11 protein-coding genes are annotated in these 12,178 nt (G+C 68.7%); 1 reads left to right on the top strand and 10 read right to left on the bottom strand.

The features are described from left to right. Window positions 1–2: 2 nt before the first annotated feature. The 10 genes from IE153_RS28545 to IE153_RS28500 all read right to left on the bottom strand — a co-directional run bounded on the left by IE153_RS28545 (window position 3) and on the right by IE153_RS28500 (window position 11,177). On the bottom strand, window positions 3–251 hold the full coding sequence (locus IE153_RS28545) for a ferredoxin (RefSeq protein ID WP_189592668.1): 249 nt from the start codon (window positions 249–251) through the stop codon (window positions 3–5). Then, complete coding sequence (locus IE153_RS28540; protein ID WP_189592667.1) at window positions 241–1,620, bottom strand: phenylacetate--CoA ligase family protein; 1,380 nt, start codon at window positions 1,618–1,620, stop codon at window positions 241–243. Before IE153_RS28540 ends, IE153_RS28545 begins: the two co-directional genes overlap by 11 nt. Next, the gene (locus tag IE153_RS28535; protein ID WP_189592666.1) at window positions 1,617–2,603 is read right to left on the bottom strand and encodes a BtrH N-terminal domain-containing protein; all 987 of its coding nucleotides are present in this window, start codon (window positions 2,601–2,603) and stop codon (window positions 1,617–1,619) included. The genes IE153_RS28540 and IE153_RS28535 overlap by 4 nt, the downstream gene beginning before the upstream one ends. Beyond that, window positions 2,590–3,267 (bottom strand): hypothetical protein, encoded by a 678-nt coding sequence (locus IE153_RS28530; RefSeq protein ID WP_189592665.1) that lies wholly within the window; start codon window positions 3,265–3,267, stop codon window positions 2,590–2,592. Before IE153_RS28530 ends, IE153_RS28535 begins: the two co-directional genes overlap by 14 nt. After that, window positions 3,264–3,953 (bottom strand): class I SAM-dependent methyltransferase, encoded by a 690-nt coding sequence (locus IE153_RS28525; protein WP_189592664.1) that lies wholly within the window; start codon window positions 3,951–3,953, stop codon window positions 3,264–3,266. The genes IE153_RS28530 and IE153_RS28525 overlap by 4 nt, the downstream gene beginning before the upstream one ends. Beyond that, window positions 3,946–6,018, bottom strand: a complete 2,073-nt coding sequence (locus IE153_RS28520) for a molybdopterin-containing oxidoreductase family protein (protein ID WP_229829217.1) — start codon at window positions 6,016–6,018, stop codon at window positions 3,946–3,948. The genes IE153_RS28525 and IE153_RS28520 overlap by 8 nt, the downstream gene beginning before the upstream one ends. Then, a complete protein-coding gene (locus IE153_RS28515) occupies window positions 6,015–7,052 on the bottom strand; it encodes a BtrH N-terminal domain-containing protein (RefSeq protein ID WP_189592663.1) in 1,038 nt (345 codons plus the stop codon). Before IE153_RS28515 ends, IE153_RS28520 begins: the two co-directional genes overlap by 4 nt. Before the next feature lie 48 nt (window positions 7,053–7,100). Beyond that, entirely contained in the window at window positions 7,101–8,372 is a 1,272-nt protein-coding gene (locus tag IE153_RS28510) for a TrpB-like pyridoxal phosphate-dependent enzyme (protein WP_189592662.1), read from the bottom strand. A 417-nt stretch (window positions 8,373–8,789) separates the two neighbouring features. Further along, window positions 8,790–9,827, bottom strand: coding sequence for a ParB/RepB/Spo0J family partition protein (locus IE153_RS28505; protein ID WP_189592661.1), 1,038 nt, complete (start codon window positions 9,825–9,827; stop codon window positions 8,790–8,792). Window positions 9,828–10,817: 990 nt separating this feature from the next. Further along, on the bottom strand, window positions 10,818–11,177 hold the full coding sequence (locus IE153_RS28500; RefSeq protein ID WP_189592762.1) for a hypothetical protein: 360 nt from the start codon (window positions 11,175–11,177) through the stop codon (window positions 10,818–10,820). 646 nt (window positions 11,178–11,823) lie between these two features. Between IE153_RS28500 and IE153_RS28490 the strand changes: the two genes are divergently transcribed. Further along, the gene (locus tag IE153_RS28490; RefSeq protein ID WP_189592660.1) at window positions 11,824–12,108 is read left to right on the top strand and encodes a hypothetical protein; all 285 of its coding nucleotides are present in this window, start codon (window positions 11,824–11,826) and stop codon (window positions 12,106–12,108) included. The last annotated feature ends 70 nt before the right edge of the window (window positions 12,109–12,178 follow it).

Here is a 12,178-nt window from a genome sequence, read left to right as displayed (position 1 = left end):
CATCACTCCCCGCTGGGTGCCGCTGAGTACCGGATCGATTCGGTGGGGCAGGATTCGAACGCGTCGAGGACCCGCTCGAGCTCGTCGGACGTATCGGGCTGTTTGCACACGTAGTGGACGTCGTTGTCGAGGTCCGCGTCGAAGTTGTCGGGCGCCAGGTCGTTGCAGAGCTTGCAGTCGATGCACGTGTCATCGATCTCGAAGCGCCCGTCGATCGGAATGCGCGTGGGAAGCGGCAGTTCAACCCTCACCGGCAGTCCCTCCTCCCCCGTAGGCACTGAAGTTGCGCATCGTCGGTTTGGCCGAGGTCCGCAGCGCCGTCTCGAACCGTTCGGTGTCCAGCACGCGGAACCGGGTGGCCGCTCCGAGGCGGTCACGGACCGCGGCCTCGATCGATTTGCGGGTCGCGTCGTCGGCGCCGGTCGGCGGTAGAGCGATCTGAAGGGCATCGCCGTCGATGTCGAAGGCGAAGTAGTACGGCTCGGTGGTCATGGCGCCCAGGACGATGTCCTCGACCTCCAGTTGGGAGGTCCAGCGCTCCCCGAGCGGGATCCGGTCGCCGATCCGGCCGCGGTGCTGCAGCCGGCGCAGCGGGGAGCCGCAGGTGCACGGCGCCGCCTCGATCCGGCACACGTCACCGGTGCGGTACCGCAGCAGCGGCATGGCCCGGCTCGCCAGCGTCGTCACGGCCAGTTCGCCGACGGAGCCGTCCGGCAGCCGCTCGCCGGATCCCGGATCGACCACCTCGAAGAACGTCCGTGTCTCGACCAGGTGCAGTTCGCGCTCGCGGCAGAACATGGCCAGCGTATTGGTCTCGGTCATGCCGAACATCGAGTACGCGACGGCGTCCCACTGGTCGGCCAGGCGCCGCTTCTTGGCCGGCGACGCGCCCTCCCCCGCCATGAGGATCTTCGAGACGGCGAGGTCGCGCCGCGGGTCTATGCCTCGGCGGCGGGCGATCTCGCCGAGGAACAGGGCGCGCGTTCCGGAGCACACCAGGGTGGTGGCGCCGGACCGCAGCAGGGCGTCGACCATCCGGTCCGGGGTGCAGGACGGTGAGGCCGCGCCGAGCGGCACGATGGTGCAGCCGAGGATCTCGATCGCACGGTCGAGGTCCTGGCCCACCCCGGCCAGCTCGTACGGGACGGCGATGGCCGCGACGTCCCGCTCGTCCAGGACGGCGGCGAGCAGCCCGGCGACGGTGAGGTTGTTCTCCAGCCAGTCCGCCATCGTGAAGAACGCGGCGATGGGGCGCCCGTTGCCGGTACCGGAACTCTCGTCGAACCGGATCACCTCACGCCGGGGCACGGCGAGCATGCCGAGCGGGTAGGCGGCGGCGAGATGTTCGCGCGTCGTGAAGGGAAGGGCCTCGAAGGCGTGCGGACGGCCCTGTGCGACGGCCCGGGCGACCTCGGCCGGGACGAAGTCGGTGTAGAACGGTGAGTTGCGGCAGGCGTGCTCCACGGTCGCGGAGAGCGCCTGAGCGGCCCAGGCGTCGAGCGCCGGCCGGTCCAGTGAGGTGACCACGGCGACCTTGCGCGCGATGTCGACGCGGGAGACGAGGGTGTCGCGGAGTGTGCCGCGCGGGTCGTGGCCGGCCGGCCGGGCGAGCCTGGTCATCGGGACGCCTCCTCCAGCCTCGCCATCGCCGTACGTTCCTCGGCCGCCAGGCTGCTGACGATCGAGGCGGCGTCGTCGAGTGAGCGCCGGGCACCGGCTTCGTCGGCGTCGCGCAGCAGGTTCGCCACGTCCGTCCAGCGCTTGGCGATGCGGCGGTACTCGACGGCGAGCTCGTCGTAGGCCTCGACGCCGGTCAGCTCGTGCGCCTCCTCCAGGAACTGCGCCCACAGCGTCCGGAAGAGTCCGCCGCCCGTTCCGCCTTCCTCCATGCTGGTGCCGACGGCGCTCATCGCCTCGACGGGACGGTCGAGCTTGTCGTGCCACCCGCGCATCAGGGAGCCGGCCTTCGCGATCCCCTTGAATCCCATGTTGGTGATCGGCGGGCTCAGGAAGTCCTGCGCGGCGGCCAGGATCGAGGTCCGGCAGGCCTTGGCGAGGATCGACTCGTCGTACCCGCGCGGGTCCACCCGGACCGACAGGTGGCGCGAGGACATCGGTCCCTTCGCGGACCGGGCCCGGGCCATGCTCTCCCGCGAGGTCGACTGGACGCCGAGCGACCGGGTCTCGACGACGACGAACCTGTCGTCCTCGTAGCCGATGCAGGCGACGTAGTGCGCGGCGAAGTGGTGGTTCTCCCGCGCGTAGTCGAGGTGGTAGCGGTCGAGTTTGAGGCCCACCACATCGCCCTCGTCGAGAGCCTCGATCAGCGTGGCCTCGGCCTTCGCCGGTGAGGACGTCTCCTGCGCCCGCAGCTCCAGGGAGAGCGCGTCCGCCACGTTGCGCATGAGGTGGTCGGGTTTGACCCGGCCGGCGAGGAACGGGCTCGGCATCTGCTTCGAGTGCCAGTACAGGAACGACAGCCCCTGTCCCAGCCCGAAGATCAGCGGCTCGCTCAGCTCGATGTCGTGGTTGCGGAGCATGTTGAGCAGCGCGGTGGATTCGCAGTGTTCGCCGGAGTGCGGCGAGATCTCAATGACCGCCATCGCCGTGCCCCGATCCGCCGCGCGGCGCCTCGTAGACGATCTCGAGCACGGAACCGCTGTCGTTGTTGCGCAGGTGCCCGTAGGTGTGGCCGAGTTCGTCCGCCTCGGTGAACGCGATGTTCTCGAGGTGGTCGACGTCCCGGTCGAGGACGTCCAGGAGGTAGCGGACGTCGGCGTCGGTGTGCACGTCGATGGCGACGTGCGACATGAGCCGTCCCCGCTCTCCGGCGGGGCGGTCCGCCCAGGGGCCGAAGCGGCGGCAGGCGAACATCTCGATGACCCGTCCGTCGGCGAGGGCGATCGAGTTCCACCATCCCGGCGTGCCGTACTGCCGGGGCGAGATGTACGATGGCCCCATCTCGACGGTGGTGATCTCGCCGGAGGCCCGGAGGTCGTTCAGGTGGGCGTTCCAGCCGAACACCTCGTCGTCGACGTCGTAGTCGCCCATGTAGATGCCGACGTGGTTGACCCCGGCGAACTTCTCGACGACGTGCTCCGGCGCGTATCCGCACCAGGCCGACAGGTACTGCCCGCAGTCGAGGTCCCGCCAGGCGCTCGACGTCCGGAGGATCTCCTCCCAGGCCCGGCCGAAGCCGGCGCGGTCGGGGAAGCGCCCGTCGCGCGTGGCGGTGATGGCCGGCGAACTTCCCGCGAGTGCGTTCATGGCGCTTCCTTCCTGCCCGTGATGACGATCCCCATCTGCACTTCCGTCACGACGGCCGTGTCGAGCGCGGTGCCGCGCAGCAGCTCTTCGATCTCGCTCTTGACGTACGCGGACCGGATCGAGGTGCGGAAGCCGGGGCGCATGTCGGCCGCGATGTTCGCCTTCATGAACTGGAACGTCGTCCGGTCGACGTCCCTGCGCAGATCGGAGACGCAGTACCGGCCGCCCGGCCTGAGCACGCGGTGCATCTCCGACAGGGCGGTCACCGGATCCGCCCATTCGTGCAGTGAGGACGCGCTGATGACGTGGTCGAAGCGGTCGTCCTCGAACGGCAGGGCCAGGACGGTGCCGCATTCGTAGGCGCATCGCTCGGAGACGCCGTAGCCGCCTGCGTTGATGCCCGCCCGACGGAGCATCGCCGGTGAGATGTCGAGGGCGACGAGCCGGGCGGAGTCCTCGGCCTGGGTGAGCCATTCCAGGCCGAGGTAGCCCGGGCCGCATCCCAGCTCCAGGACCTCGCCGGTGGTGATCCCGGCGGCCAGGATGTCGTCGATCTTCTCCTGGAGCCAGCCGTTGTCCCGGATGTGACGTTGCATCTCGTCGTATTTGAGGGCCAGTTCGTCGCCCTGCAGGCCCTCGTCGGTCTCCGGCACCCGGGCGGCGACGGTGCCCCGCGCGCTAGCCACGGCCCGGCCCCAGCCGCCGTATTCCCACTGCTACACCTCTCATCGTCGCGCTCCCCATGTGCACGTCGGAACGGTCGTTGCCCGTCAGGAGATTGACCGAGGATCTGAGCGAGGCGTCGACCGAGGACTCGCCCGGATACCACCAGCCGGCGTCCGCCATCACGACGTTCGGTGCGACGGAGTCGGAGATCTTGACCGTCATGCGCACCCCGCGCGCACCGGCCCGCGTGAAGAGGTCCACCTCTTCGCCGTCTGTCAGCCCTTCCCGCTCAGCGGTGTCCGGGTGGACGGTCACCCGCGCCGTGCTCTGGCTGCGCGAGGTGGTCGGGAGTTGGTGGAACTCGGTGTTGTAGAACTGGCGCGGATGGGCGCTGGTCATCACGTACGGCAGAGCCGGGTCCGGCTCCGGCGGGCGCCGGTAGACCGGGAACGCCTCGTAGCCCATGGCCCGCAGCCCGTGGTTCATGAGGTTCACGCGTCCGGACCGGGTCCGGAATCCGCCGTCGCGGTACTTGCGGTACCGCTTCTCGTTCCGGATGTAGCCGATCTTCGTGAACTGTTCCCAGGTGAGGTCGATGCCGGCCAGCTTCGCGTCGAGAGCGGCTTCCAGCGAGGGGAAGAAGTGCTCGCCCAGGCCGAGCCGTTCGGCGAGCTGGAGGATGATCTCCTCGTCCGAGCGGCAGCCGTCAACCGTGGCGATCTTCTGCCGGGCCGCGATGTAGGAATTGAATTCGACGATCTGGTCCCGCTCCAGCCAGCTCGACGTCGGCAGGACGACGTCGGCGTAGCGGGCGGTCGGCGTCATGAACAGGTCGCACACGACGATCAGGTCCAGCTTGCTCATCGCCTCGCGGACGAGCTCGGTGTTCTCGTGCGAGGCCAGCATGTTGCTTCCGAAGATCAGCATGGAGGTGATCGGGTACGGCGACCCGGTCACGATGGCCTCGTGCAGGTCTCCCGGCGCGACCCAGCCCGACATCGAAAGGATCTTGTGCTTGTCGCCGCCGATCCGCTTCTTCGCCTGCTCTTCGGGGAGCAGGTCCGAGCGGGGGAAGGCGCGCCGGCCCTCGATCGGCATCGGCTCCCAGATCACATCGCCGCCGGGGGCGTCGATGTGTCCGCAGATCGCGGCGAGGATGGCGATGGCGCGGTGGGTGTCGAAGGAGTTCTCGTTCTGCGACAGACCGGTTCCGGCCTCGATGCATGCCCGGGATGCCAGGGCGTAGGAGCGGGTGGCTTCGTGGATGAGCTCGGGGGCGAGTCCGGTGATCCGCGCGACCCGCTCGATGTCGTACGCCTTCACGTGGGCGGCGAGTTCGTCGAACCCGGAGGTGTGCGCGGCGACGAAGTCGTGGTCGTACCAGCCCTCGTCGATGACGGTCTTGATCATGCCGAGGGCCAGTGCGCAGTCGGTGCCCGGCTGGATCGCCAGGTGCAGGCCGGAGCGGGCGGCGGTCTGCGTCCGTCGGGGATCGACGGTGATGACGCGGCTGCCGCGTTCGACGGCTCGCAGCAGCTTGATGCCGATCACGCCGTCCGAGTGGGTGCTCGGCTTGTTGCTGCCCCAGAGCAGGACGACTTCGGGGTCGCCGTCGTAGTCGCAGAAGGTGAAGGCGCCGTACGTCATGATCGAGGCCATGACCCGCGGGTAGAAGCACACGTGGGCCGGACCGACCACGTTGGGCGTCCCGATGGCGTTGGCGAGCCGGAACACCCATTCCTGGTAGTTGCGGTCGGTGCCCTGGCCGAGGACGACGGACTCGGGCCCGTGCCGGCCGATGGTCGCGGCGAGCTCGCCGGCGATCCGGTCGAGGGCGGCTTCCCAACTGACCGGCTCGAACGTCCCCGAGCCGCGCGGGCCGGTCCGTACCAGTGGTGTGGTCAGCCGGTCCGGGCTGCGCAGCAGGTCGAGAGACGCCTTGCCCTTGATGCAGAAGTAGCCCTCGCTCGTGGGATTGTCCGGATCCCCGTGGATGTCGGTGGGGACGCCGTCCTCGAGTTCGACTATGGCGCCGCATCCGCCGTGGCACATGCGGCAGACGGACCTGGCCCGGGTGGTCGTCAAGCCGGCTCACCCGCCCGTTTGGCGGCCGATACGAGCAGCCTTTCGAAGACGGCCTGTTCGGCGTCGGCGATCGCGTCCAGCCGGGCCGCGACGGCCTCCAGCCGCCTTCGCCCGTCGTCCGCGGCGCGGTAGGCCGTCAGCAGGTCGATCGCCTGGTCCCACTGCCGCTGCACATCGCCGAAGTCCTCGACGAACGAGTCGAGTTCGGGGTCGTCGTACCGCTGCCGGGCCTCCAGCAGGAACTCGCGGTAGAGCTTGCGGAAGTTCGCTCCGCCTGTTCCCGCGAAGCGCCAGAAGCGGCCGACACCCGGCACCGTCTCGTCCGGGGAGGCGAGGGTGTCGCTCCATCCGGCGATCTCGGAAGCGGCCCGCCGCATCGCGCGGAGACCGAATCGGGGTCCGCGGTCCTCGGTCATCCGCTCCGCGGTCAGCCGGATGGCGTTCCAGATCTGTTCGCGCAGGACCGCGTCGGTGTCGGTGGTGACACGCTCCGGCAGGTTCTCGACGTACAGGTGCAGGTGGGGCGACGGCATGAAGCCTTCGTCGGAAGCGCGGGCTCGGCGCAGCGACTCCGTCGGAAGGGTCTGTGCCCCACCCTGCTGATCGGTGTCGACGACGTGGGCGAGGGAGTCGTCGAGCCCGTACACCGCGATGTAGTGCGACGCGAAATGGCTGCGGGACGAGAAGTAGTCGAGGTGGAAGATGTCGACGGACACTCCCACGACGTGTCCCGCGGCCAGCAGTTCCGCCGCTGCGGCGGAAGCCGATTCGGGGTCGGGTGACCGCGATTCACGCAAGGTCACACCCAGGGCCGCGCAGGCGTTGCGGGACAGCAGGGCCGGCTCGATCCGGCCGGTGAGCATCGGCGTGCCGAGAGCAGGATCCGGAGCGTCCCAGTATTGGAAGTCGATCCCCTGGCCGAGGCCGAACAGCATGGCTTCGGATATACCGGCGCCGGCGTGGTGGAGCATGTTGCGGAGGGTGGTCGTCTCGCAATGAACGCCGTGCTGGGGCTGAAATGTCGCCAAGCGCATATGGCTTCCCAATCGCATGGTGCGAAGATGCCGTGAACGATGGTGCGGCTATGCGTCGAGCAGGACTTCGTTGTATCCCTGCAGATCGAGGAATCCGGAGCCGCTGGCCAGGACCACGATCACCGGTTCGGCGTTTTCCGCGTCGGCCTTCGCCACGACGTCCAGGGCCGCGGCGACCGCGTGACCGGCCTCGGGGGCGAGCAGCAGGCCTTCGGTCTGCAGCAGGAGCCGGCCGGCCTCCAGGGCCGTTCGCTGGTCGAAGGCGACGGCGTCCAGGACGCCCTCGCGCCGGAGCAGGCTGACCAGGGCGGAGCTGTGGTGGTTGCGCAGGCCGCCGACGTGGTTGGACGGGGGGATGAAGCTCTCCCCCATCGTGTAGCCCAGCACCTCGGGCGTGTAGCCGCCCAGGTCGGTGCGGCCGTACGCGTAGACGCCCTGGGTGAGCCGGGGCGCCGCCGTGGATTCCGCGGCGAGGAAGCGGAGGTCGGCCCCGTCGGCCTTGGCCCGCAGGTGAGGGCCGATGAGACCGCAGAGGTTGCTTCCGCCACCCGAGCACGCGATGAGGTGGTCGCCGCGCCCGTCGACGCCCAGGTCCTCGCCGTGGGTTGTTTTGAGCTGCTGCGCGACCTCGAGCCCGAGCAACGTCTGATGGAGGTAGACGTGCGGCATCCCGCTGCCGGCGAGATACGCGGCGGAGGAGTTGCCCAGGGCGTGCTCGATCGCGTCGCTGATCGCGGTGCCGAGGCTGCCGGGGTGGTCCGGGTTCTCCCCGAGGATCTTTCGTCCGATCGCCGTGTGGGTCGACGGCGACGGCCGTACCTCGGCCCCCAGCAGCTCCATGTAGTGACGCCGGTAGGGCTTCTGCTCGAGCGAGCACCTCACCATGAAGATCTCGGCCCGCAGGCCGAACATCTTCGCCGCCAGCGCGACGCTCATCCCCCATTGACCCGCCCCGGTCTCGGTGACGAGGGTCGTGCGTCCTTCCTCGGCCGCGTAATACGCCTGAGCTATGGCGGTGTTCAGCTTGAAGCTGCCGGTGGGAAGGACGTCTTCACGCTTGAGGTAGATTCTCGCGCCGGTACCGAGATACTTCTCGAGCCGGTGCGCCCGGTGCAGCGGTGTCGGCCGGCCGCATTGCCGCAGCCGCTCCATGACCGGTTCGGGAATGGCGATCCATTGCTCGTCCGAGCCGTTTTGCTCGGCGAGTACTCGCGGCCTGATTTTGGCCGATATCTCTGCGGCCGTGGGGCTTCCGGAATCCCTGACTTCGGGCATGGGGCCCGGCAGATCCGCCAGGAAGTTGTACCAATGAGTCGGCATTCCCGATAATGATGAACCGTTACGAACAATGTGCTGAGGCACGGATGATTGCTCATGCCCAACATGGCCAGGACTATACGAAGTCACGTTCCCCCCGCACCCCCGCTTCAAAATTGTGTGAGCCAGCGTACAAACCGTTCGAGCACCGCGCAACCGTTTGAACTTAAGTCGCACATTCAACGAATACCGCGGGTTCCAGAAAGGCTTTTCCGTTCCCCACCAGGAGCCACGCCGGCTTGATCAGCCACCGAAGGCGCGGTTCGGAGCGCGTCAACAAAAAGCCCCGGGTACCGCGGAATCTGATACGCCGGCGTTTCACACAGCGCCTGGGGAATCCAGGCGATGATCTCGGCGGAATCAACCGGAGGCGACGAATCCGAGGCGTCGGCAACGGTATTCGATGAACCGGCCGGAGATCTATACGTCAGCTTCCCGGGAATTGATCCGTTCCGTCAATGATTCCGCAAGGAGCTGCCAGCTCTCGGCGTGGTGCCGTGCCAGCTCGGCGATCAGAGGGGCGCAGTGGATCGGGATGCTGCTCGCCATCGCCGCCCAGTCGTGCGGCTGCGTGGCCGCGGGGTCCAGGGTCCGCAGCAGCTTCCGGCCCACCTCGGTGAACCGGAGCGAGGGATCGGCGCGCAACCGCCGCACGGCCAGGGACAGGTCCGCGCTCCCCGCCTTGGGACGTTTCACGAGCGCAGGGCGACCGGCCCCGGCCTCCCGGACCGGCCCGTCGCCCGGCTGTTCCGCCGGCGGCGGCTCTCCTGGAAGGGCGCGGGCCCGCTTTCGCGCGTCCTTCGCCGTGGTGAGCGAGATGCCCGCGGCACGCGCCACCTCCTGCGCGGACGCGTCGGGATGCGCGGCGAGGTACACCAGCGCGCGACTGCGGCCTTCGGCTGCCGCGAGGGGGTAGGCCACCCCGTCACGCCCGAGTCGCACCGCGGTCGGGTGCGGAAGTTCCGCACCCGACCGTCGCCTGAGTGCCGCGACGGTCTTGTCCGACAGGCCGACGACTCCCGCCAGCCGCCGGTTGGACCACTCCGGGAAGTCGGTGATCATGTGCAGGGCCGCGGCCTTGCGGTCGGCAAGGGAGAGCGGCAGCCCGTGGTTGCTGTTCAGCTTGACCGCGAGCACGAAGGCCTCGCGCTCATCGCCGTTGAAGAGCACGGCACTGATGTGCGTGGCGCCGCTGTTCTCCACCGCCCTGAGCCGGTGGACACCGTCGATGACGGTCATCGTCTTCCGGTGGACGACGATCGGCGGCAGTTCGGAGCACACTTCGGCGAGCGCGCTGATGTGCCGTGGATCCTCCCCGACCGTACGAAGTGAGCCCGCGACCAAGATTCTGCTGATCGGTACTTGGGTGATCTCCGATAAACGTCCGCCCAGATGCGGATCCGGGCGGCGTAAGTGCTGCTGTATCGGTTTCGGTATGGATGCGGAGATGTGGTCCATCGCTCTTCCTCCTCAGCAACTCCCAGTGGACCCACCGACTGTCGTGCGACTCATCCGGTTGCGGATGTCGTCAGGCAGCGCGGCGAACCACGGGCCGAGGAAAGGAAGAGCCGTCATGGTCCATCGGAAAGGTGAACAACATCGAGTCTCCCCCGTGACGCAATGCCGAGAACCGACTCCCGAACCCTGCCAGGAGGATCGGATCGGTGCAAGGCTTCTGTCATGCCGTCCTGTAGAGGAAGCCGGCCCATTCTTGATCGCTGGTCGAGGGGCGAGCGGAGTGCAAAGCTCCCCCTTCGGGCGGAATGATCGGCTCCCCGCGGGCGGATGGGAATATCTCCGCAGTTGGACACATGATCTGCCTTCGCCATCCGGACCACGCGGCCGGCCCTCTTGGCCTGCGTGAAGCGCAAAGGTGAGATCACGGCAGCGGGCGAAGCCGACGATTCACAGGTAGTCCCGTGCGACTCAGAAAAAGTTCAAAATTCGACCAGTACTCCGCCTGCTTCGGTGGTTGCTCTCCCGCTGAATTCACCTACCACATACAGCGGCCAGAGCGTGTAAACGATCCAGGAGCCGGGGACCCGCCTGCCTCGCTGACGCCGCTCGCGGCCTCATGATGTCGCTGGTGGGGCTGACGGCGGGTGCCGGGGCGTTGTACCGGGTTTGAGCCCCTGTGCGCCCTGCCGACGCCCTCCCGTTCGGGTACGGGAGGGCGCACGGTCGAGCGCATGGGGGTCGGCGGGGAAGCGTGTGAGGGTCGCGGGGACGGCACGGACTGCCCGAACGGGGAGGTGCTCGACGTGGGGGCGGACGGCCCCCGGTGCGAGGAGTGCCGGCACCACTGGGAGTTGGACGCGACCGAGCCGGAACGCAGGGTGGTGGAGGACGAGGGGCCGACGCGGCCACTGGGCGCTCCCGGCGAGGCCGGTCACGACAGCGCCGCCTGGGGCCGCCCTTCACCGTCGTGCGCTCCGGCACGCCCGCCGGTCAGTGGTCGGAGTAGCTGAAGTCGCCCACGGTCCAGGCACTGATGTCCTCGATCGCGACGCGGAACATGCCGCCCGTCTCCGGGATTCCCACGGTGCCTTGCAGAATCCGCGCGACATGGAAGTGCAGATGCGTGGGCGGCCCGTCCTTCGTCAGTGGGGTTTCGAAGACGGCGGAGAACTCACCCAGGCGGGCGGAGTCCATCAGCACCTCCGATACCCTCTGCCGCCACATGGCTTCGGGAGCCAGTCGACCGGTGATGACGGCACCACCGGTGACCACGGTCAGGGACATCTGGCTGCTCTGCCCGGATTCCACACGGGCGGCGATGTCAACGATCAGCTCGTCAGGCTTCGGCATGAGAGCAAATTGTATGCGCCGAGCCGCAGGGTTGGTTCGAGTGGTGCCGCCAACGGGCCGGACAGGCGCTTCCGGGGCTCCCGCCGACCCCCGTCGGCGACAGCTCGGGGCAGCGTGGGCCAGGTGGTTGCCCGGCCCCCGCTTGCCCGCGCCCCTGCGCCCGCCCACCGGCCCGCCGAAGCGGGCGTTGGCGGGCGGCTCGCCGTCCGCCTCCGCGCCAACCCAGCGGCGTCGGCCGAGCGGCGTCGCGGTGTCCCGCAGGACGGCCGGCGTGGGCCCGTACATGCGGGCCTTGATGGTGCCGAGGGTGTCGCCGGCCATCCCCACCTGAGCCTGGGCGAGTTCGATGGCGGTCGCGCGGGCGGCCTCCTCGGCCACGGCCCGGTCGACGAACCGTTGGTCATCATGGGGAGAATGCCCGCGAAGTGGCCCCGTGACGGAGTGACCAGGCTCCGCATCGCCGGTCGTGATCGGAGGAACGGTGCGGGAGTGGGAGCGCGTGCTCCTGACTCGAGTGATATGACGGCAGCGGGCCCGGTGAGGGGCTTTTCCGGTGATCTTCTCCCGCCGCCGCACGCCTCACGCCCCGCGGCGGGTACGTCGTCTGCGCACACGACTACGTCGAGACGCACGAGGAGACAGCCGCATGTACGCAGTGATTCGCCGGTACGAAGGGGTGACCGAGCCGGCCGAGGCCGGGCGTCGGGTGAACGAGGAGTTCCTCCCTCTGGTCCGCCAGGTCCAGGGTTTCGTGGCCTATTACTGGGTTGATGCCGGGGACGGGGTGATGGTGTCGACGAGTGTCTTCCAGGACCGGTCCGGCGCCGAGGAGTCGACCCACCGGGCGAAGGACTTCGTCCGGGACCGCCTCGCCGCACTGCTCCCTCAACCGCCCCAGGTCACGGCCGGCGAGGTCGTGGCTGCGTCGTAGCGGCTGCACCACACCCGGGGCGCGACCGACGCCGTGTCGGCTCGTCCTACGACTCCCCCGACTGGGGCGC

This window comes from Streptomyces massasporeus (genome assembly GCF_014648995.1).
GTDB classification, from domain to species: Bacteria; Actinomycetota; Actinomycetes; order Streptomycetales; family Streptomycetaceae; genus Streptomyces; species Streptomyces massasporeus.
Note: the sequence above shows the minus strand (reverse complement) of the source record. Positions and strands in the feature narration are given on the sequence as shown.